The organism is Methylocystis echinoides, from assembly GCF_040687965.1.
Taxonomy (GTDB): domain Bacteria; phylum Pseudomonadota; class Alphaproteobacteria; order Rhizobiales; family Beijerinckiaceae; genus Methylocystis; species Methylocystis echinoides_A.
The window spans coordinates 14641-36357 of sequence record NZ_CP156086.1 but is presented as its reverse complement, the minus strand read 5'-3'; the positions used below and the strand labels follow the sequence as shown (position 1 = coordinate 36357).

At 63.1% G+C, this 21717-nt stretch carries 20 protein-coding genes; 9 read left to right on the top strand and 11 right to left on the bottom strand.

Annotated features, from left to right (window positions below):
- The first annotated feature begins 88 nt into the window (after positions 1 to 88).
- From RVU70_RS20285 to RVU70_RS20255, 7 genes are all read left to right on the top strand, one after another.
- Positions 89 to 1591: an NAD(P)/FAD-dependent oxidoreductase gene (locus RVU70_RS20285; protein ID WP_363352151.1), complete on the top strand. Its 1503-nt coding sequence runs from the start codon at positions 89 to 91 to the stop codon at positions 1589 to 1591.
- A 46-nt stretch (positions 1592 to 1637) separates the two neighbouring features.
- On the top strand, positions 1638 to 2105 hold the full coding sequence (locus RVU70_RS20280) for a (2Fe-2S)-binding protein (RefSeq protein ID WP_363352149.1): 468 nt from the start codon (positions 1638 to 1640) through the stop codon (positions 2103 to 2105).
- Positions 2106 to 2116: 11 nt separating this feature from the next.
- Positions 2117 to 4315: a xanthine dehydrogenase family protein molybdopterin-binding subunit gene (locus tag RVU70_RS20275; protein WP_363352147.1), complete on the top strand. Its 2199-nt coding sequence runs from the start codon at positions 2117 to 2119 to the stop codon at positions 4313 to 4315.
- 275 nt (positions 4316 to 4590) lie between these two features.
- Complete coding sequence (locus tag RVU70_RS20270) at positions 4591 to 6942, top strand: penicillin acylase family protein (RefSeq protein ID WP_363352145.1); 2352 nt, start codon at positions 4591 to 4593, stop codon at positions 6940 to 6942.
- Positions 6943 to 7016: 74 nt separating this feature from the next.
- A complete protein-coding gene (locus RVU70_RS20265; protein WP_363352143.1) occupies positions 7017 to 7643 on the top strand; it encodes a methyltransferase domain-containing protein in 627 nt (208 codons plus the stop codon).
- Positions 7644 to 7917: 274 nt separating this feature from the next.
- Complete coding sequence (locus RVU70_RS20260) at positions 7918 to 9924, top strand: ATP-binding protein (protein ID WP_363352141.1); 2007 nt, start codon at positions 7918 to 7920, stop codon at positions 9922 to 9924.
- Between the two features lie 242 nt (positions 9925 to 10166).
- The gene (locus RVU70_RS20255) at positions 10167 to 10694 is read left to right on the top strand and encodes a L,D-transpeptidase (protein ID WP_363352139.1); all 528 of its coding nucleotides are present in this window, start codon (positions 10167 to 10169) and stop codon (positions 10692 to 10694) included.
- A gap of 32 nt (positions 10695 to 10726) precedes the next feature.
- Here the strand turns inward: RVU70_RS20255 and RVU70_RS20250 are convergent, their stop codons facing one another.
- The 6 genes from RVU70_RS20250 to RVU70_RS20225 all read right to left on the bottom strand — a co-directional run bounded on the left by RVU70_RS20250 (position 10727) and on the right by RVU70_RS20225 (position 14334).
- Complete coding sequence (locus RVU70_RS20250) at positions 10727 to 10903, bottom strand: hypothetical protein (RefSeq protein ID WP_363352137.1); 177 nt, start codon at positions 10901 to 10903, stop codon at positions 10727 to 10729.
- A 172-nt stretch (positions 10904 to 11075) separates the two neighbouring features.
- On the bottom strand, positions 11076 to 11318 hold the full coding sequence (locus RVU70_RS20245; protein WP_363352135.1) for a hypothetical protein: 243 nt from the start codon (positions 11316 to 11318) through the stop codon (positions 11076 to 11078).
- Between the two features lie 77 nt (positions 11319 to 11395).
- On the bottom strand, positions 11396 to 12067 hold the full coding sequence (locus RVU70_RS20240) for a transaldolase family protein (protein ID WP_363352133.1): 672 nt from the start codon (positions 12065 to 12067) through the stop codon (positions 11396 to 11398).
- A gap of 224 nt (positions 12068 to 12291) precedes the next feature.
- A complete protein-coding gene (gene arsB, locus RVU70_RS20235) occupies positions 12292 to 13317 on the bottom strand; it encodes an ACR3 family arsenite efflux transporter (protein ID WP_363352253.1) in 1026 nt (341 codons plus the stop codon).
- 143 nt (positions 13318 to 13460) lie between these two features.
- Entirely contained in the window at positions 13461 to 13988 is a 528-nt protein-coding gene (locus RVU70_RS20230; protein ID WP_363352251.1) for an arsenate reductase ArsC, read from the bottom strand.
- Positions 13981 to 14334, bottom strand: a complete 354-nt coding sequence (locus RVU70_RS20225) for a metalloregulator ArsR/SmtB family transcription factor (RefSeq protein ID WP_363352131.1) — start codon at positions 14332 to 14334, stop codon at positions 13981 to 13983. The genes RVU70_RS20230 and RVU70_RS20225 overlap by 8 nt, the downstream gene beginning before the upstream one ends.
- A gap of 236 nt (positions 14335 to 14570) precedes the next feature.
- Between RVU70_RS20225 and RVU70_RS20220 the strand changes: the two genes are divergently transcribed.
- Positions 14571 to 14924, top strand: a complete 354-nt coding sequence (locus RVU70_RS20220) for a septal ring lytic transglycosylase RlpA family protein (protein ID WP_363352129.1) — start codon at positions 14571 to 14573, stop codon at positions 14922 to 14924.
- An 85-nt stretch (positions 14925 to 15009) separates the two neighbouring features.
- Here RVU70_RS20220 and RVU70_RS20215 read toward each other — a convergent pair whose 3' ends face one another.
- The 5 genes from RVU70_RS20215 to RVU70_RS20195 all read right to left on the bottom strand — a co-directional run bounded on the left by RVU70_RS20215 (position 15010) and on the right by RVU70_RS20195 (position 20812).
- Complete coding sequence (locus RVU70_RS20215; protein WP_363352127.1) at positions 15010 to 16635, bottom strand: extracellular solute-binding protein; 1626 nt, start codon at positions 16633 to 16635, stop codon at positions 15010 to 15012.
- 285 nt (positions 16636 to 16920) lie between these two features.
- Positions 16921 to 17583 (bottom strand): class I SAM-dependent methyltransferase, encoded by a 663-nt coding sequence (locus RVU70_RS20210; protein WP_363352125.1) that lies wholly within the window; start codon positions 17581 to 17583, stop codon positions 16921 to 16923.
- 69 nt (positions 17584 to 17652) lie between these two features.
- Positions 17653 to 17859 carry a heavy-metal-associated domain-containing protein gene (locus tag RVU70_RS20205; RefSeq protein WP_363352123.1) on the bottom strand — a complete coding sequence of 69 codons (207 nt, stop codon included), beginning with the start codon at positions 17857 to 17859 and terminating at the stop codon, positions 17653 to 17655.
- Between the two features lie 56 nt (positions 17860 to 17915).
- A complete protein-coding gene (locus RVU70_RS20200) occupies positions 17916 to 20363 on the bottom strand; it encodes a TonB-dependent receptor domain-containing protein (RefSeq protein WP_363352121.1) in 2448 nt (815 codons plus the stop codon).
- 77 nt (positions 20364 to 20440) lie between these two features.
- Complete coding sequence (locus tag RVU70_RS20195; protein ID WP_363352119.1) at positions 20441 to 20812, bottom strand: hypothetical protein; 372 nt, start codon at positions 20810 to 20812, stop codon at positions 20441 to 20443.
- A gap of 189 nt (positions 20813 to 21001) precedes the next feature.
- Here RVU70_RS20195 and RVU70_RS20190 point away from each other — a divergent pair, with 189 nt between their 5' ends.
- Positions 21002 to 21679, top strand: a complete 678-nt coding sequence (locus RVU70_RS20190; RefSeq protein WP_363352117.1) for a response regulator transcription factor — start codon at positions 21002 to 21004, stop codon at positions 21677 to 21679.
- Positions 21680 to 21717 lie beyond the last annotated feature (38 nt).

The window sequence follows — 21717 nt, the reverse complement described above, 5'->3', positions numbered from 1 at the left end:
CCTCGGAATCTTCCTTGCGCGTCTTCAGTTCGACAGCCACGCGCCTCGTCGACTGGACCATGCCGCTGACTCATGCGACGACTCGAGCATGAAACCGCATGTCAGTCGCTTCACTCCCCGGCTCGCCGCATTTTTGGCCGCGCTCCTGCTCTTGGCGTCGATCTCGCTTTCCGTGACGCGGGCAGCGGCGGAGGAGCCCGAGCGGGCCGTCGACGTCGTGATTGTGGGAGGCGGGCTCTCGGGGCTCTGCGCCGCCTATTACTTGAAGCAGGCCGGCGTCTCCTTCGCCCTCCTGGAGATGGCCCCGAGGCTCGGCGGCCGAATCCGCACGGCCGCCTACCCCGGCGGGCTCCGCGCGGAGACCGGCCTCGCCGAGCTGTGGGAAGGAAATCCGGCCATCGAGGTGGCGCGCGCGCTTAAACTTCCGCTGGAATACGACGAGAGGACGTTCTCGAGCGTGGTCCTCGACGGACGGATCGAGCCCATCGTGCAGGCCACGAACGCCTCTTTCCTCGAAGCCGTGCTCGGCGCCAAGGATTACGAGCTCTATCAGACCTGGGACCGCCAGATGCAGGCGCTTCTGAAGGCGCTCGACGCGCGGCCCATCCCGCCCGACATGATGGCGCTCAAGGACGTCTCTTTCGGCAAATGGCTCGAAGACCAGAAGCTCCCAGCCCGCGCCCGCGCGCTCATTCGGGCCACTCTCGAACCCGAGATTGGAACGACGCTGGAGAGCGTCAGCGCCGTCGACGGCGTCGCCGAGTGGCATGTCTTCACCGCGCCCGGCGCGCGCCCCCATCACGTCGTCGGCGGGAACCAGCGTCTGGTCGAGGCGCTCGCCGCCCATCTGGGAGCGGCGCATCTGCGGCTCAATACGCAGGTCACGCATGTGATTCAGACGCCGTCCGGCGTCGAGGTTGGCGCGATCGACGCCGGGACGTCCCGCAATCTGCGCCTGAACGCGAAAGCCGCCGTTCTGGCGATCCCTCTCTATCGTCTGCTCGAGCTGCAGTTCACGCCCCGCCTGTCGGAAGAGCATTCCCAAGCCATTCAGACACAGGGCTGGGGCTCCTATTTCACGGCGCATGTCGCGCTGGATCCCGCTGCGGCCAGGTTTTGGACGATTGAGGGGCGCAGCGTTCTGCCTCTCCTCGCCGGCGGTTCGCTCGGCGTCTTATATTTCGGCGGATCGACCGAGGGGCAGGCCGCCGCCCCCAAGGAGGTCCTGCTCAATCTGCTGGTCCACGGCCCGGCGGCCGAGGACTTCAACGCGCGACTGGGCGCGATGGACGACGTCAAGGCCCGGCTCGAAGAGGCGCTCGACGCGCGCTTTCCCGGCATCCGGCCGCTTATCCACGGCTGGACCTTCTACCGCTATCATCCGCGCGCCATCGCTGCATGGCCCGTCGGACGCTCCCGCTTCGACGCGCTCTCCGACCTGCTCCGACGCCCCTTCGGCAACGTTTATTTCGCCGGCGACTTTACCGGAAGCTCGCACTCCGACGGCGCGGCGCTTTCCGCTCGCCGGGTAAGCGAACAGCTCGTCGAACGGTTCCGAGCGCAGAAGACGAGTTCGAGCGAGGCGCGTTGACGTCACGACTTACCTACCGAGTTCAACGCCAAAGGGGACGACGCCCATGGCCTATAAAATCACAGTCAACGGCGTGGATTACGTTGTCGACGTCGACTCGGACACGCCGCTGTTATGGGTTCTGCGCGATGTCCTGGGCATGACCGGAACGAAATTCGGCTGCGGCATGGCGCTTTGCGGGGCCTGCGTCGTTCATCGTGACGGAGCGCCGATCCCCTCCTGTGTGACGGCGATCGAAGAGATTGGCGATTCTCAGATCACGACGATCGAGGCCATTGGAGAAACCGCGGTCGGCAAGCGAATCCAGAAGGCCTGGCTCGACCTCGACGTCGTCCAGTGCGGATACTGCCAGTCAGGCCAGATCATGTCCGCCTCGGCCCTGCTCGCGAAAAACCCGGACCCGACCGATCGCGACATCGACGAGGCCATGTCCGGCAACATCTGCCGGTGTGGAACCTATGTTCGCATCCGAGCGGCGATCAGGCAGGCCGCGAAATCCGGCGTCGAGAACTAGCGAGGCTCAGCATGCCGTTCAATCGACTTGCCTCTCTTGCCGGTGGTTCCGCAGAGTCGTCCAAAAGGAACGTCTCTCGCCGAACGTTCCTGCGTGCGGGCGCCGCCGTCGGCGGAGGACTCCTCGTCAGCGTGACCCTGCCGAGGGCGATGGGCGAAGCGGAAGCCGCCGACGCGGGCGCCTTTGCGCCAGACGCCTTCATCCGCATCGATCGCAGCGGACAGGTGACGCTCGTCATCCCCCAGGTCGAAATGGGCCAGGGGACCTATACGTCGCTGCCCATGCTCGTGGCCGAGGAGCTGGAAGTTAAGCTGGCGCAGGTGCGCGTCGAGCACGCGCCCCCCGACGATAAGCTCTATGGCAACAGCCTCATTGGTTTTCAGGCCACGGGCGGCTCGACCTCGGTGCGCGCTTTCTGGGAGCCGCTCCGCACGGCTGGCGCCGCGGCGCGCAGCATGCTCATCACGGCGGCGGCGGCAGGCTGGCAAGCAAGCGTTGCTTCCTGCCGCGCGGAGGCCGGAGAAGTCATTCATGCGCCGACCGGGCGCAGGGTCGCCTATGGCGCGCTCGTCGACAGGGCGGCGACGCTGCCGGTTCCCGACAAGGTCGCGCTGAAAGAGCCGAAGGACTTCAAGCTGATCGGCACGGCGGCGAAGCGCCTCGACGCGCCCGCCAAGGTGAACGGCGCGGCGCAATACGGGATCGACGTCAAAGTCCCCGGCATGAAGATCGCCGCCGTGGCCGCCTCGCCGGTCATCGGCGGGAAATTGGCGCGCGTCGATGAAAACAAGGCGAGAGCCGTCAGAGGCGTGCGCGGGGTCGTTCGCCTCGACGACGCCGTCGCGGTCATCGCGGACCATATGTGGGCCGCAAAGAAGGGCCTGGCGGCGCTCGACATCCACTGGGACGAAGGCGAAAACGCCCAACTTTCCACCGCGGACGTCGTCAAGAAACTCGAAGACGCCGCCAACCGCCCCGCCGTCGTCGCAAAACAAGCGGGCGATGTCGCCAACGCCATGGCGGGCGCGGCGAGAATGATCGAAGCGACCTATGAGGCGCCGTTTCTGGCGCACGCCACGATGGAGCCGATGAATTGCACGGCGCACGTCCGCAAGGACGGCTGCGACGTCTGGGTCGGCACACAAGTCGTCACGCGCGCAAGAGCCGCGGCGGCCGCAGCCGCGGGCCTTCCTCTGGAAAAGGCGCAGATCCACAATCAACTGCTTGGCGGCGGATTCGGCCGTCGGCTCGACGTCGACTACGTCACCCAGTCGGTGCTGATCGCCAGACAGGTCGACTTTCCCGTAAAGGTCATCTGGAGTCGCGAAGAGGACATCCAGCACGACGTCTATCGCCCCTATTATTATGACCGCCTTGCCGCCGGCCTGGACGACAAAGGTTTGCCGATCGCCTGGAGCCACCGCGTCGTCGGCTCTTCGGTGGAAGCCCGCTGGTCGCCGGAGGATTTCGCGAACGGGCTGGACTCGGACGCTGTCGAAGGCGCCGCCGGACCCTATGCATTTCCCAATGTTCTCATCGACTATGTGCGTGAGGAGCCGCCCTTTGGGCTGACGACGGGCTGGTGGCGCGGCGTCGGCATGACTCACAACGCCTTTATGGTCGAAGGTTTCATCGACGAACTGGCTGTGGCGACGCGAAGCGACCCTGTCGCCTATCGGCGCGCGCTGCTCGACGGAAATCCCCGCATGAGGGCCGCGCTCGACCTTGCCGCGGCGAAGGCGGGGTGGGGCCAGCCTCTGCCGCCTGGCGTCGGCCGCGGGGTTTCCGTGATGTTTGGCTTTGAGACTTACATCGCCCAGGTCGCCGAGGTCGCCGTCGCCAAGGATGGCCAGCTGCGCGTGCAGCGCGTCGTCTGTGCGGTGGATTGCGGACGGACCGTCAACCCCGACACGATCAGGGCCCAGATCGAAGGCGGCGTCATCTTCGGCCTCACCGCGGCGCTCTATGGCGAAATCACCCTCGAACGGGGACGCGTCGCACAAAGCAATTTTGACACTTATCGGATGATGCGCATCGACGAGACGCCGGCGATCGACGTCCACATCATTGAAAGCGACGCTGCGCCCGGCGGCGTCGGGGAGCCTGGGACCTCGGCGATCGCGCCCGCGGTCGTCAATGCGATCTTCGCCGCGACGGGCAAGCGCTTGCGACGGCTTCCGATCAGGCCTGCTGATTTGAGATCGACTTGAGGCGGCGCCCCGCAACCGCCCCTGCTAAAGGGGCGCAGAACGAGAGCGGCGCCCGATGGATTTCCTCCAGCGTTTCACCTTCCTGTTCTCCGCGCAAAGGCCGCGCCTCAAGGCGCGTCCAGTCGGGCTATTTATGTCCCGTGGACAGATTCAGTTATCATGCAGCGCTCGCTCGGGCCGGGCGCCACAGCCGCGCCGGGCGGGCGGTCTTGAGTTGAACAGGCGATCCCAGCCAGGAAGGGCTTTGGATGCTTCGCGCCCGCTTGAAATCCGCAATGCTGTTAGCTGGCGCTGCTCTTCTGACCGCCAGCCTCGGCGCCGTCGGCCTGCTGCGTCTCAGTTTGCCCAAGCTGGAAGGGACCGTTGCGGCCGCCGAGCTCTCCGCGCCCGTGACGGTCGAGCGTGACGCGAAAGGAGCCCCGACGCTCACCGGCCGGACGCGGGCGGATCTGGCCTGGGGCCTTGGCTACATCCACGCGCAGGAGCGTTTTTTTCAGATGGATCTGTTGCGCCGCTCAGCCGCAGGCGAGCTCTCCGACCTCGTTGGACGGGCGACGCTGGAGCGGGACAGGACAGCCCGCCTGCACCGGTTTCGCCATCGCGCGGCGGCGATCATCGCGGCGATGAGCGCAGAGGAGCGCGACGTCCTGCATGCTTACGTAACGGGCGTTAACCGGGGCCTGAGCGATTTGCGCGCGGCGCCGTTCGAATATTTTGTCCTCTTCGCCAAGCCGACCCCTTGGGCGCCAGAAGATACGATCCTGACCGTCTTCGCCATGTATCTCACTTTGCAGGAATCGGACGGGCTCACCGAGCGCCGACGCGCCGGCGCGCTCGACGCTCTGGGCCAACCGCTCACGGACTTTCTCTTCCCGGAGGGGACGGCCTGGGACGCAGCTTTGGATGGATCCATCTTGCCGACGCCAAAAACGCCGGCGGCGGGAATAAAGCACGCGAGCCATTCGAAGCCCTCTGCGCAGGGCTGGGTCGAGCCCGCTTTGCCCGGCAGCAACGCCTTCGGCGTTGGCGGCTCGGCGAGCGTCCGCGGCGCCGCCATCATCGCCAATGACATGCATATGGGCCTGCGCGTGCCGAACACCTGGTTCAGGGCCCGACTCGTGCTGCAAGGCGCCGAGCGCCCGGCGCTCGACGTCGCCGGCGTGACCTTGCCGGGCGCGCCGAACATCGTGGCGGGCAGCAATGGCCGCGTCGCCTGGGGCTTCACCAACAGCTACGTCGACACGAGCGATGTCGTCATTCTCGAACCGGCGGATGAGAAAGGCGACCGCTACCTCACGCCCGACGGCCAAAAACAGCTGGCGCGCGTGGAGGAGCCGTTATGCGGGGCCTGCCGGGCGAGCGAGACTCTGGTCGTTGAGGAAAGCGTCTGGGGGCCGGTCATCGGCAAGGACCAGAAGGGCCGCAAGCTTGCCTATCGGTGGATCGCCCATGATCCCGCCGCGGTGAATCTGCAGGGCGCATTGGAGCTGGAACGCGCGGAAAGCGCGCGCGTCGCGCTCGAAATCGCGCATCGCATGGGCATTCCGCATCAGAATATGGTCGCGGGCGACGCCGAGGGCAATCTGGGATGGACGATAACGACCCGGCTTCCCCGTCGGTTTGGCCTCGATGGAAGAGCGCCAGTCTCATGGGCCGACGGCTCGGCGGGATGGAACGGATATCTGGCGCCCGATGAGGTCCCCGCGATCTACAATCCGGCTGGTCAGCGCATTTGGACGGCCAATGCGCGCGTCGTCGGCGGGGACGCCTTGAAAAAGCTCGGCGTCGGACTTTACGCCCATGGCGCGAGAGCGCGCCAGATACGGGACGATCTGTTTTCGCGCACGCGTTTGTCCGAACCCGACCTTTTCGCGATACAGCTCGACGATCGCGGTCTCGTCCTGCAGCGCTGGCAGGAGCTGCTGCTGCAAACGCTGCGAGATCATGCGCAAGAGCCCGAATATGCGCGCCTCGTACCCGCAGTCGAGAACTGGATGGGTCGCGCGGCGCCGGAGTCGATCGGCTATCGACTTGTGCGAAACTTCCGGCTGGAGCTGATTTCATCCATCTACGAGAGCTACATGGCGAAGATGCCGCCGCTCGAGGCCGCCCCTTCTCAGCCGCGCCGGTTGCCGACCAACCAGGCGGACGAACCGGCCTGGCGGCTGCTCAGCGAACGGCCGCCGGCGCTCGTGCCGCCGGGCTATGAAAACTGGGACGGCGTCATCGACGCCGCGCTCGCCAAGACATCCACGGCGCTCGAAACGCAAGCCGGCGGGCGATTGGAGGCCTTTACCTGGGGCCGGGCCAATCACGCCGGCATCAATCACCCTCTCGACGCGGCTGCGCCCGGGATCGGCGCCATTGTTCTGGATCCGCCGGACGAGCCGCAACCGGGCGACGTCTATCAGCCGCGCGTTTCCGCGCCCGGATTCGGCGCCTCCGTGCGCTTTGTCGTGGCGCCGGGTCATGAGTCGGACGGCCTCTACCACATGCCCACGGGCCAGAGCGGCCATCCGCTGTCGCCTTACTATAATTTGGGCCACGACGACTGGGCGAAAGGGCGGGCGACCCCGTTTCTGCCCGGAGACGCGATCTGGCGGCTGACGCTCGTTCCGGCCGGATAGGGACAAGCGCACTGTCTTGCCGGCAGATTGATACTAAGCGACGCCAGTGTAACTCCTTGAAGGGCCGCAAAGGTATGAATGTCCTTACTCCGTCATTGAGCCCGTTTGGCGCGGCGACCCAGAGGTATTGGGATAAGCGGCGCGATTTGTTCTCGTTGTGGGATCAAGGCGTCCAGACGGATGAGGAGGGGCTATTTTCTGTAAAGCCAGAAAGGTTCGCGTTGGAGACGGCCGATATATTGCCCGGACGCAGAATTCTTGACGCTTTTTGCGGGATTGGCGGCTCGGCGATTGCTTTCGCACGACGCGGGAAGCGCGTCGTCGCGACAGATGTCGAACCGCATCGTTTGTCGATGGCGCGGCATAATGCCCGAGTCTATGGAGTGGACCAGCGTATCGACTTCTTGCATGCAGACGTATTTACAGTCCTTGAGCGTCTCGAGTTCGACGCGTTGAATCTCGACCCGCCGTGGGGTGGGCCGAGTTATAATAGCAAAGCCGAGTTTCTCTGGGAGGATTTCGCTCCCGATCCGACGCCCTTGATCGAATTCGCACTGGCGCGGCGAATCCCGTTTGCGCTCGGGCTGCCGATGAATTTCTCGCAGAAGGCGATTGCGGATCTACCAGGCGACGTAAGGATTATCGTTGCGCAGGATGACGCTCGGTCCTATTTCAAGACGGTCTACTACCGGGCGCAGTAAAGGGCGCCGACAGCGGCGTCGAGGGCGCTCGAGCGCCAAGTCGGACTCTCCAATATGAATCCCGTCGCCGCCTGCTGGCGACGGCGATGTAGCGGTCGAAAGAGCGCGCTTGGCGGCTTTCGGGGAGCGAAGGCGCCGATGGTCGCCAAGAACGGCTCTCTCCGTACTAATACTGATTGCTATTTTTCCCGGCGTTCGTGCACTTGACGAGCGGCGAAACTTTGATCTTGAATGCGTCACGAGCATCCGAGCTGCGGCGTGTGAAAGCGTTGCCATGCAGCCTGAAAAACTTGAATCCTCCCTGCCGGCGTCCGAGGATCTCACGCGTGCGATCCTGGAAAACAGTCCCGACTCTTTGGGGCTTCTCGACGCTGCAGGGCGCTTGCTTCTGATCAACGAGACGTGTCGGAATCTTCTGGCGGTTGACGATTTCGCCGCCGCCAGCGGGAAAGAGTGGCGGATCTTGTGGCCGGAAAGCGCTCGCCCGCAAGTAGACAAGGCCATGGCGGCGGCCAGGAGCGAAGGCAGGGGCCGGTTTCGCGGGTGGTGCGCCACGGCGAACGGCGAGCCGAAATTTTGGGACGTCATCGTGACGCGCTTGTCGGATGGCGGCGGAACAGCCCGATACTTGACTGTGTCGCGAGACATTACCGACATCAAGCGGATGGAGGATGCGCTGAGGCGAAGCGCCCGCAGCACTGCGCTGACATCCGAAGCTGCGGCCGAGCTCTTGCGGAGGGGGGACCCGCAGGTCGTGGTCGAGGACATCTGCCGCAAAGCGATGGCCGAGCTCGATTGCCAGTATTTCTTCAACTTCCTCCTCGATCGGGAATCCGCTTCCCTGCGCCTCAACGCCTTCGCCGGCGTGCCGGAGGAAGAGGCTCGGGAATTCGAGCAGCTCGATTACAGCGAGATCATGAGCGGATGGGTTGCGCGCAACAGCGAACCCGGCAGGGCCTGCGCCGCCTACGACCTGCACGCCAAACTGCGTGACTCCTATGGCGTCACGGCCTTTTGCTGTCACCCGCTGCTCGCCCAGGGAGAGGTGTTTGGCCTGCTGTCTTTCGGGTCTCGAACGCGCTCCGAATTCAACGATTCGGAGATCGAGATCATGGAGACCTTGAGCCAGTATGTGTCGATGGCGATGGCGCGCGCGCAAATGGAGCGCACCCTGCGCGAATCCGACAAACGCAAGGATGAATTCATAGCGGCGCTGGCTCACGAGCTGCGGAACCCGCTCGCCGCCATCCACAACGCCTTCAGCGTGCTCAACGAGCCCGGAGGCGGCGCGGCGATGCCGAAGTTGCGCCCGATTTTGGATCGTCAGCTTCATCTCCTCGTTCGGCTTGTCGACGATCTGCTGGACATCGCGCGCATCAAGACTGGCAAGATCGAGCTTCGGAGACAATGCGTCGATCTCATGAGCATCGTCACCCAGTCGGTCGAGGCGGCGGAGCCATCGCTACGGTCGCGCGTTCAGGAGATCGGCTTAAGTCTCCCGTCGGAAGCGTCGATCATAGAGGGCGACCCCGCCCGCTTGATGCAAGTCTTCACGAACTTGCTCGATAACGCCGCCAAATACGCCGCCCCCCATGGGCGGATCGATGTGACCGCGACGAACGACGGCGCGAATGTGATCGTAAGCGTTCGCGACAATGGCGTGGGCATTCCCGCCGAGAAGCTCGAGTCGATATTCGATCTGTTCAACCAGAGCAACCGACCCAGATATTCTCAAGACGGACTCGGCGTTGGCCTGACCCTCGCGCGCAGCCTCGTTCATCAGCACGGCGGGAAGCTCGAAGCGCATAGCGGCGGTCCGGGGCTCGGCAGTGAATTCCTGGTCTGTCTGCCGCTCCTGGGCGGAGCGCCGAATGAAAGAGAGAACAGGCAGGACGTCACGAGTTGGACGAGTCCTGTCGCATGTCGGGCGCTTGTCGTCGACGATGATCGGGATGTCGCCGATAGTCTTGTCATGTTTCTCAAGAGCCTCGGTGTAGAAGCCCGGGTGATCTACAGCGGCAAGGAAGCGTTGGAGCTACTTGCCGACTACAAGCCGCATCTGATCCTGCTGGATATCGGCATGCCGCGAGTGGACGGTTTCGAGACCGCGCGACGCATCCGCGAGCTCCCGGACGGAAGGCGCGTCCATCTCGTTGCGCTGAGCGGATGGGAGCTCGACAAGGCGCAGGCGATCGAAGCGGGCTTCGACCGCCAATTCGTGAAGCCGATTACCGTCGCAGATTTGCAGCAAGCGATATTGGCGGTCGAGCAGCGGCTCTAGCGACGTCTTTTCAGCTCGAGGGAGGAGAGGCGTCGCCAGCTTGCGGGCTCGGCCCCCGCCGAGCTTGACCGCCGCTGCGCGTGTTCGACACAGCGACGCGCGACAAAACGCGGGCCAAATCGGCTATTGGAAGAGAGCCTGCGGCTCGGACGCCTGATTGTCAACCAAGCGAACGGCTCCATTTTACACTGTGTCGTCGACCGACATAGAGCGTAGCCTGTACTTGAGCGTTGGAGTTTGCGATGCGCGTTCACCACGGCCTTTCGATCGCAGTCATGGCTATGCTCGCCTGTGCGCCTGAGGCCAGCGCGCGCGTCCGCATCCATATCAACCTTGCGAGTCAGACCATGAATGTGGAGTCCTCGCGTGGGAGCTACTCCTGGCCGGTGTCTACCGCGCGCGCGGGATATGTGACGCCACGCGGACATTTTTCCGCGACGCGTCTCCAGCGGATGCACTATTCACGAAAATACGATAATTCGCCCATGCCGCATTCGATCTTTTTCCGCGGAGGCTATGCGATTCACGGCTCTTACGCGACCAGCGCATTGGGGCGCCCGGCGTCGCATGGCTGTGTCAGATTGGCGCCCGGAAACGCGGCGGTGCTCTACCAGCTGGTTCAAGAAGAGGGCGCGAGCATCTCGATTACAGGTTCGCCACGACGCGCCTTACATTACGCCAGCGGCCGCAGCTTGTATCGGGCGCGCGAAACGTACCGGCCCAGACAGGAGCCTTTCTTCAGTCCCCTTTTTACACTTTTCGGGGAGTAAAGACTTCAGCTTCTTCGCGGCGAAAGCGCGTCTTATTCCTCGAAGATCGGCGACTCCGTTTCGTCGGTTTCGACCTGTTCGACGGGCTCGTTCCCCGTCTCGGGGAGCTCCCGCTCCACATCGGTCATTTCCGTTTCGACGAGTTTCGCAGCCTCGTCTTCGCCTTCGGAATAGGCGCTGGGCCGCTTCGGCTTTCTGGGCCCGCGCATGTCGGTTGTCGCCTCGCGCCACATAGGAGGACCTCGTCAATTTCGTCGGCAAAGTTTGCGCCGAAGGCCCCATTATACGCTCAATCACGCCCCGCGAGAAACGCGTTCGTCGGCAGCGCGTCGCGCGCATCTGTCAGGGCCGACGCGCCGCGCGATCAGCCGCAGCAAGCGACTAAAGAAGCTTGCCGGCGCGGTAGAGCAGCGAGCCGACCCACAGGACGAGCGCCAGGTAATAGATCGCCCAGCCTTCGGCGGGCGGAAACCAACGCGAGAGTGTGCGGAAATTCTGCGCATACCACTTGCTCCCGAAGCGCGCCACTATGTTTGCGCCGATCGCGTCGACGAGAAGCAAGTAGAAGATGATCGACTCGACGCCCATGGCGTGATCCCCCTGGCCTTTACAGCTTCGCCGCATGACGTCTCGAACAACGCAACTTTCCAAAAAAAACAACGCCCGGTCTCAATCGGATCAGACGCTAAGCTACGCCCTTATCAATCTGTTACTTGCGCGCCGAACGCATCGATGGCCGCGCTCGAAAAGGGAGAGTGCAGCAACCGCTCTATTACTGCAAAGGGCGCCGTAAGTTCGTCGCTGTAACGCAGCGCGATCTCCACTTTCGACGGGTCGGACAGGCTCGCCATGAGCAACGTCTTTTCGCGCAGACGGATCAAACGCGCGATCGTTTCCACTTTCCCTTCCCAGGACTCGTCGTTCTTCATGAGCCTGCCGAGATAGACGGCGACGCCGTCCGCGCCGCTCTCGAGCGCCGCCTGGACCTGGAGCGGAGTGAAAACGGCGGTGACCAGCGTCTTGCAACCGAGAGAAGCGAGCTCGGGGCAAAGCGAGAGATGGTCTGCAGTTGGCAAAAGCTTGATCCACAAGTTCTTGTCACGCTCGTCGCGCAGAGCGTTTTTGTAGGCGAGCGCCTGAGTCGGGATTTGGTCGGGCGCGCCAACTCCCTGGATCATGACATCGCGCACGGCCGTCCCGCTTGCGGCAAGACTGACGAGGTCCAGTGCGAACGAAACATAGTCCGCGACGCGCAGCCGCTCGACCCCCAGAGCGCGGAGGAAAAGCGTCGGGTTCGTCGTGAAACCCTTCACATAGGGGAGCGAAAGCGCATGCAAGAGCTCTGCTCTATCTGCCGAGTCGACGAAAATCATGGTCTCGCGCTTTCCCCTTTGGCGGCGGAGCTTTGATGCGGCTGGCCGCGCGTCCGAAACGAAAATTCAGCCCCGCGCCGTCACGGATGCAGGCTGGCCAGCGCCGCAACCGTCACGGCCCTCGTCAGCCAGCCAGCCGATGATCCATTCTGGCTGGAGATCACGGCGTCGAGCGCCGATCCTCGACGGCCGCCATCGAGGCGCAACTCGGTTCGCAAACCGTCTCACGCCGTCCGCTCGTACCAGCCGCGCGATCGGCGGACGATATGGACAACGGAGAGCATCACGGGCACCTCGACGAGCACGCCGACGACCGTCGCCAGCGCCGCGCCGGACTGGAAGCCGAAGAGCGCAATCGCGGTCGCGACGGCCAGCTCGAAAAAGTTGCTGGCCCCGATCAAAGCCGAAGGACCGGCGACGCGCCACTCGACGCCGAGGGCGCGATTCATCAGATAGGCGAGACCGGCGTTGAAATAGACCTGAATCAGGATGGGCGCGGCCAGCAGGGCGATCACGAGCGGCTGGGCGACGATTTGCGCGCCCTGCAGGCCAAAGAGCAGGATGAGCGTCAGCAGCAGGGCCGAGAGCGACAGCGGGCCGAGCCGCGCCAGCGTCTTCTTCAACGCGGCCTCGCCGCCCTGGGCCAGGAGGGTCCGCCGCCAAAGCTGCGCGACGATGACCGGCGTGACGATGTAGAGCACGACCGACAGCAGCAGCGTGTCCCAAGGCACGGTGATGGACGAGAGACCGAGTAGCAAGGCGACGATCGGCGCGAAGGCGACGACCATGATGGTGTCGTTCAAGGCGACCTGCGATAGGGTGAAATGCGGCTCGCCGTCAACGAGGTTCGACCAGACGAAGACCATGGCCGTGCAGGGCGCCGCGGCCAGAAGGATCAGTCCGGCGATATAGCCGTCGATCTGGTCGGCGGGCAGGAAGGGCCGGAAAAGATGCGAGATGAAGATCCAGCCGAGCAGCGCCATGGAAAAGGGCTTCACCAGCCAGTTGACGCCGACGGTCACGGCGATCCCCCGCCAATGCTCCTTCACCTGTCCAAGCGCCCCGAGGTCGATCTTCAGCAGCATCGGGATGATCATGAGCCAGACCAGCACGGCGACCGGCAGATTGACCTCGGCGACCGTCGCGGCGCCGATCGCGCGGAAGACCGAAGGCATGATCTGCCCGAGGATGACGCCGGCGACGATGCAGAGGCCGACCCAGAGCGTCAGAAACCGCTCGAAAAGGCCCATGGCCGGAGCCTTGCTTGCGCTCAAAGCGCTGGGGACGGCGGTCGCTTCGCTCATGGTTGTCACTCTCTCTCTCGATCGGTCGGGCGTGTTCGGGCGCGGCGAGACCGAGCGCGCGGCCTCGTCGTCGATCGTGGCCGTCACGCTCACGCCTCCGCTTTGTGGCCGTGAGACGCCCCTTCGGACTCGCCGATTTCCTGCATGCGCGCTTTCAACTTGAGTTTGTCGAGGCGGGCGATGGGCGTCGCCAGCAGCAGCGAAATGCGCGTCCTCATGTAACGGAAGGCGAGATTGAAGGCCTTCTGCTTCTCTATGTCCGAGCCCTCGACGGCGGCGGGGTCTTCGATGCCCCAATGCGCGGTCATCGGCTGACCCGGCCAGACCGGACAGGCTTCGCCCGCCGCGTTGTCACAGACGGTGAAGACGAAATCCATGACGGGCGCATCGGGGCCGGCGAACTCTTCCCAGCTCTTCGAGCGGAAGCCCTCCGTCAGGTAATCATAGGCTTGAAGCGTCTTCAGCGCATAAGGATTCACGACGCCCTTGGGCTGGCTCCCGGCCGAGAAGGCGTTGAAGCGGCCTGCGCCGTCCTTGCGCAGGATTCCTTCGGCGAGGATCGAGCGCGCCGTGTTGCCGGTGCAGAGAAAGAGAACGTTGTAGACGCGTTCAGTCATCGACATTGGCCTTTGTGCGGCAGGGGGAAAGATCGGCGATGAGCGGCGCGCAGACGTCCGATCTTCCGCCGCAGCAATCCTTGAGCAGGAACAGCGTCATCTCCCGCAAGCGCGCCAGATTGGCGCGGTAGATGATGGAACGACCGCGCCGCTCCCCCTTCACCAGCCCCGCGCGGGAAAGAATGCTCAGATGGGCGGACATGGTGTTTGGCGGCGCCGCCATCAGGCGCGCCAGCTCGCCGGCGGGCGCCCCCTCCGGCTCCCGCTGAACGAGAAGTCGGAACGTATCGAGCCGCGTCGTCTGGGCAAGCGCGGCCAGGGCGGCGATGGCGTCTATATTATCCATATTTCCAGATTATCGGAAATATGTGACGGTCGCAAGACGGGCGCGGATCCGACGCGGTAAGAAATGCAATCGCTAAAGCCGTGGAGCAACGGCCAGACGGAAGGACAAATCAATCACTGTGTAGCGGCCACTGCAACAGGAGATCAGGAAGCCCCCCTTTTGGGAACAATAGTTTCGGACGGCTGTTTCTCTCGTCTCCGCGTGAAACGCGCAACCTCCGGAGCGGGAAGAGGCAAGTGTCGTCGAAAAGCACGTGCATTGCGGCTGCCGCGCTTGTCACCGTAACTTGCGCCGCTGAGGCGGGTTGGATCGGCAATGTTTCCTATTACCATGTGCAGGGGAAGACAGCGAGCGGTCGCAACGTAGCCGGCGTCGGGTCCTTCAACGCGGCGCATCGGACCCTGCCGTTCGGCTCCCGCATTCGCATTACGAACCTGGCGAACAACCGTTCTGTTGTCGTCACCATTACTGATCGTGGGCCCTTCATTCATGGCCGCCACATTGACGTCTCCGCCCGTGCGGCGCGGGCGCTCGGCATCCGTTCGGTGGGCGTCGCCCGAGTCAGGATGGAGCTGGTCGGCGCCAGTTGACGCCGACAACAGCTATCAGCTGCGACGCGCCAAAGTCCCAAGACCAGCGCCCGTTCGACTTTGCCCGACGAGAACCAAGCTTCCGCTATCGTTGCAACCACCACGTCTCGAGCGTGAAGCCAAAGGGATACATTGGAAAATGCGGCAAATTGCGCGGTCGCTCGAGCTTACTGCTATGCGCGGTCCAGATTTCGCCCGTGTGGAACAAGGGAACGAAATAAAAGCCGGAGAGCAGCGCCCGGTCGAGCGCGCGCGCCGCAGTAAGGTGTTCTTCCGGCCCGCGCGCCCGGATAAGCGCGTCGATCAACCCGTCCAGCGCAGGCGACGATACGCCCGCGAGATTCGTCCCCTTTTCCTTGTCGACGCTGGCCGAGCTCCATCGTCCTGCCTGCTCGACCCCAGGGACCGCCGCTGGCAGCCATTGGCCGATCATCATGTCATAGTCGAATTTTCGACGTCGCTGCTGATACTGGACCTCGTCATAGAGCCTGGGTTGCGCATTGACGCCAATGCGTCGCAGCGAGCTGGCGAAATTCAACGCGAGGCGTTCTTCTTCGCGATCGCGAACCATGATTTCAAACGCGACGGGCTGGCCGTCTTTTGACATGACCCCTGCCTCCGTCGGCTTGTAGCCGCCTTGGGCGAGGAGCTCGAGCGCCTGTCGCGCAATCGCGCGATCGCGGCCGCTCCCGTCATGCTTCGGCGGGCGCCAGCTTCCTTCAAGCATGTCTTTGCGCACCGCCCCGGGAAATTGCGCGATCAAAGCGCGCTCGGCCTCACTTGCCGCATGGCCGGACGATGAAAACGGCGACTCATCGAAATAGCTCAAGGTCCGCTTGTAAAGGCCCCCGTAGAAATTGGCGTTCACCCATTCGAAATCGAACATCATCGCCAATGCTTCGCGTAGCCGGACATCGTCGAATAACTTATTGCGAAGATTGAACACGAAGCCGGACATCCCCACCGGCCGCCCCGGACGCAACGTGTCCTTGACGATTCGCCCGTCTGTCATCGCCGGAAAGTCATAGCCTGTCAGCCAACGCGACGCGCCGCCTTCCTCGCGATAGTCGACGAGACCCCCTTTCAACGCTTCGAACAGCGCGTCGCCATCCCGATACCAACTAACGTCGATCTCATCGAAATTGTAGAGACCGACTTGGCTCGGCCGATCTTTCGCCCAATAGTCGGGGTCGCGCGCCAATAGGAGGCGGTCGCCCGCCTTGGCTTCCTTGACGCGGTAAGGGCCGGACCCCATGGGAATCTCAATGCGAACGTCGTCGAAACGGGCGGCGTCAGTCGACGCTCTGGACAGAACGGGCATTGCCGCAAGCAGGAGCGGCAGCTCCCGGTCAGCGCCGCTGGCAAGGTCGAAGCGAATGGTCTTCTCATCCGACGCCTCGATCTTCTGAACGCGCGCAAACGCCTCTCGCTGTCCGGGACGGCCCTTCGCCTTCAAAAGCTCGAATGAAAACAGCACGTCCTCTGACGTGATCGGCCGCCGGTCGGAAAAGCGCGCGCGCGGATCGAGATGAAAAGTGACATGTTCTCTCTTTGCGTCGAGCTCCACCGACTCCGCGATGAGCGCGTAAAGACTATAAGGCTCATCCTGAGAGCGCGCCATCAAGCTTTGGTAGACGTTGCCGATCAGGAGTTGCGGCGCCGAGGCGAATTTCAAATTGAAGGGGTTGAGGCTCTCGAAACTACCGGTCATTCCGAGCCTCAACCTGCCGCCCTTCGGGGCGTTCGGGTTCGAATATGGAAGATGATCGAAATCTTTCGCAAGAGCGGGCTCCCCGTAGAGGGCGAGGCCGTGGCTCGGGCTCTCCTCCGCAATCGCCGGCCCAACAATTTCTACGAGGCAAATGCTCGCGAACGAAAGAACAACGCGGATCAAGGCGCGGCGAAGCGCGCGTGCGCGTGCGAAGCGCATAAAGCGCGCGTCATGGCGCAATGGTCGTTCCTTTCTCATGTGCCGCGCTCCCTCGCGTCCGCTTCATCATTCTCCGGCGCGTCGGCCGCGCGTCGCCGACGTCCGCGAGCGGCGAAAAACTGCGCGCCAGCGTCGTGAGAGGCAGCCCTGTTGCGGGAAATCATCGAGTTCTTCGAGCGACAGGCCGTCGACCGCGAGGCCTTCGATCTCGTCGCGCGTCAACGGCCGCCACGGCGTGGACTGCGGTTCGTCCGGCTCCCGCGCCGAGGAAATGACGAGCAGACGTCCCTCCGGCGCAACCAGCGATGCAAGGGCGCTTGCCGCGGCAGGGAGCATCGTCGTTCCGAGCGTCTGCAACGTATAGCATTCATGCACGAGATCGAACGCTTCGCGCCATTCCTGCGGCGGCGCGAAGAGATCGGCGACGCGGTAATCGACCGCGCTGTCTTGAAATCGCTGCTTCGCCCATGCCACGGCGCGTTCGATATAGTCGAATGCGCAAACCTGCGCGCCCGCCGCGGCGAAAGCTTCCGCATTGTCCCCAAGTCCGCAGCCGACGTCGAGAACGCGTTTTCCCCGAACCGCGTGGCGTGTGAGCCAATCCGCGAGCAGGGAGTTCGGCGCGAGAGCCGCCCAGGGAACATTTGCGGCGTCGTCGCCCGCAAGTTCGTACACTTTTGCAAACCACCGGTCCCCTTTGGGATCGCTCGGATCGCCATCGGCGTTCATATGCGGATTTATCGCGTCCAAACGCGCACGAGCGGCGGAGCGACGGGCTATGAAATCAGGGTCCATCTGTTATCTCACTATTTTCGCGTCGTAACCGGCTTCCAGGATGGCGCCGAGAAGTTGACGCGGATCAGCGGGCGCGGGATCGACTGATACTTGCTTGGCCGGAAGCGCCACAGAAACGTCGGCCTCAGGGAGTACGCTGCGCGCCGCCTCGATGACGTGCTGCGCACAACCCTCGCAATGCATGTTTTCCAGGAACAGGACGATCGCCATTAGCTCCTCTCTCTCTTCGACGCCTTCAAAGAACTGCGTCGCGGTCAGACGCGTAATCAGAATTTCAGCTTGATTCCCCCGACCAGGGATCTCGGCTGTCCGGCGACAATCCCGGCGCCTTGCGCCGTCGCCAGGAGCAATCCCGGCGTCTGGACGACCGTCCCCGCAATCAGCGTGTTGCTCATCACCAAAGACCCCGCGATATAAGTGCGATTGAAAACATTCTCCAGGTTGAGATAGAGCTCGACGTTTCTGATATAGCTGTCCACGATGTCGCGATTGTAATGGAGATTCAGATTGACGAGCCCATAGCCGGGAAGCGACGTGAGATTGGCGTTGTCGATGCTGTACCCCGCTTTGAAAATATACTCGACATAGGCGCCGAGCCCCTTGAAATCGCCGCTCGGCTGATCGTATCCGACGCGAGAGGTGAGCGTGTGCGGCGCGACATTGGGGATTTTGGCGCCGGCGCGATTGTAATAGACGAACTGCCCTCTGACAGCGCCAAGATTATCCCAGTAATTGGTGAAGAATTGATCGTTGAAGGTATAAGCGGCGATGAAACGCCACCCATCGATCGGCCGCCAATCGATATTGGCTTCGACGCCCCGGTGAATCGAGGCCGGAATATTCGCCTGATAGCTGACGAGACCGTTCGAAAGAGTCAGGATTTCGTTGCGGAACCATTCGTTGAAGCCGGTCACGCTGACGATCACATTTGGCGCGGGGGTCCAGTCGACGCCCAGATCGACGCCCATGTTGGTCTGGGCCTTCAGATCCGAATTCGCGCCGGCGCCGTTCTGGGTCGAGGTGAGAAAGACGAAGGCAGGGGTTCCGTAGCCTGCGGCGTAGCGCGCGCGAACCTGCCACTCGGGACTGTAACGATAGGTCAGCGACGCCTCGGGCGCCGTGTTCCAATAGTCGTTGTCGAGGGCGACCCGTTGTGGGGCGCTCAACGCTCCATTCGCTGTGTAGGTGTAAACGGTGTTGACCCCCCAAACGCGATTCCAGTTCGAACTGAATCCGACCACCCCGGTCAACTGCGGGGTCAAGGCGATCTCCTCCCGCGCCCGCAGGCTGATATTGGACGTGTAGCTGTCGATCTTCCCGACAGGTCCGCCGGTCGCGCCATAGTTCCAGACATTGGGGATCTGATTGAAGAGCGGGTTCGTGGTTTTGACGTTATTGTAGAAGAAGCCGAGATAATGCGTCGCGGGGAAGCCGAAAAGCGCGGCGTGGCTCGTGATGGTCGTGTTGGCGTCGATGCCGACGGAAGGGCCCCTGATCGCCACCGGACCGCCGAGGCCGCCCAAGGCGGCTGGGCCGACTTTCGGGGGCGGCCAGGTTCCGTTGATATAGTCGAAGTAATCATAAGTGAACTGGCTCCGCCAGGTCGTGCTGTTGTCGAAATCGTGCTCCCATCGGAAGCCGCCGATCTGGCGTTGGGTGTGGATATGCGAGCCGAGCTGCCAAACGCTTTGATTGACCAGCGGCGCCCGGGCCGAGGTAAAGAGGCCGTTGGCGGGGACGTTGAGGTTGTTGCAAAACGGCAGATTGGCGGGAACGGCGATGGCGCAACCGTAGCTTTTGCCGAAGGGATTCAAATAGAACTGAGCCTGTGAAAGGCGATTCATGAACTGCGCGAAAGTGTCGTTGAATATGTATTTCAGCGTCAACCGATCGTCTGGCGTCGGAGCCCATCTTGCGAGCAGTCTGGCCTGATCTCCCGAATAGGGACCGCGCGCCAGATAATTGTCGCCGCGCGCATCTGACGCAAACAAGGAGACGTCGAATTCGCCAAGGCCTTTGGTCACGACTTTCTTGCCCGCGCGGACATAGTTGTTGATGTACCCATAGCTTCCGAATTCGGAGCCGGTGTCGACGCCGTCGATCTCCGCGCCGGAGAAGGTGCGAAAATTGATGGCGCCGCCATAGGCGTAGTTGCCGAAAAGCGCCGACGAAGGGCCGCGGTAGACGTCGGTGGCGCTGTAAGCGTGCGGATCGAGCATATCGGTGCGGCCGACGCCGTCCGCCGTGGTGATCGGAAAGCCGTCCTCGTACATCATGATGTTGCGGACGCCGAGAGGAAAACCCACGCCGAGCCGCGAACCCGATCCGCGGATCGAAATATTGACCTCACGCGCAAAATTGCCCGATTGAATCGAGACGCCCGGGCTATATTGCAACATCTCCCGGACCGTGAACATCGGCGTCGGCCGCAGAAATTTATGATCGACGGTCGTGACCGTCTGCCCGGGCGGATCCCGGTAGATCGGCAGTTTCGCGCGAGAGGCCTCGAAGCCGGGGGCGACGATTGGACTTTGCATCCCCGCCGCCGGCGCGGCGACTGGGCCAAGCGTCGCGTTGGACCCGCGAGACGCCGCGCGCCGGTCGCCGCCGACATCGATGCGCGGCAGCGTGTGCTGAGCGTAGGCGACGGAAGGAGACAGGGCGAGTAAGAGCGACGCGACGGAAGCGCCGCGCGACAGGCGTGCGTGTGACATTGATGTGCTCCTGGGCGGCTCGACGAACCGCACGATTCAAGCGGGTAAGCGGACCTCGACGGCCCTTGCGCCTCGAATCAGGAGCGGTGAGGAGGCGATCGCGGAGACGCCGATCGCGGACGGCTGAAAATCCTGAACGGAGCGTCCCAGGAGAAGTATTTGCCAAGTGTCGCCGGCGCGCCGAGCGGCAGAACGAGCGCCAGGCTCGACGCGGCGATCTGGTCTGCTTCGTCGGCGGCGCCGGCGAAACACGCGAGACAACAATGTCTCCCGGCGTCGCCGTGACTCGGCGCCTCCCCCATGTCCTTCCCCGCCGAGCAATCTGCGCCGATGGAGGCGGCGATCCCGCTCGGGAGGAGAGAACCGCGCTCGAGCGACCACCCGTTCGCCGACAATGCGGCGCCCTGAAGGGTGAGCAGGAGCAGCAATATCCAGGCGGTTCGGAGCAAGCGTCGACCTCGGTTGGAGGATAGAGCTCGATAGCATCGGAAGGTAACGCCAGCGCAACCGCGAGGGAATCTCGCCGCTGATCGAAAAAGGAAAATTTTGGTGTTGCAAGAGCGCAACAATCACGAGTAACCTGCTTGTCGGAGGCGCGTTCGATAGTTGAATTGGCGCGAGATGCGGAAATCCCTCCGATGAGGATTTTGGTCGTCGAAGACCAAATCGAAATTGGCGCGCTGATGTCCGATCGCCTCGGACGGTCAGGGTTTCTCGTCGACCGCGTCGGCATGATCGCCGACGCGCGAGAAGCGTTGCACGCTTACGACTATCCGATCTTGTTGCTGGATCGACGGCTTCCGGATGGCGACGGTCTCGATTTCCTGCCGGAGATTCGCGCTCTCAGGCCAAATATTCGCGTTCTCATGGTGACGGCGCTGCGTTCGCTCGACGACCGCGTCAACGGTCTGGACGCGGGCGCGGACGATTATCTGATCAAACCCTTCGCGCCGGACGAGCTTCTCGCCCGCATCCGCGCCAGCCTGCGACGTCCGGGGGCGGCCCCGATCCCCGCGGTGTCGCTGGGCGCATTGTCCTTCGATCTGAATTTACACGAAGCCCACGTCGACGGCCGCCCGTTGGTGCTTCACAAGCGTGAATTGCTGCTGCTCGAGACGCTGATGCGGCGCGCCGGGAGGGCCGTCACTTATTCGGTCCTCATCGACGAAGTATACGGCCTGGACGAACAGGTGCAGAATGACGCGCTGAAAATGCTGGTTTCGCGTCTGCGCCAAAAACTCAGAGACGCGGACGCGGGCGTGGAGATCTACGCGACGCGGAGCGTCGGCTATCTGATCGCGCCGGCGCGCGCTTGATGCGGATACGCTCGCTTAAATCCCGTCTGATTCTGTTT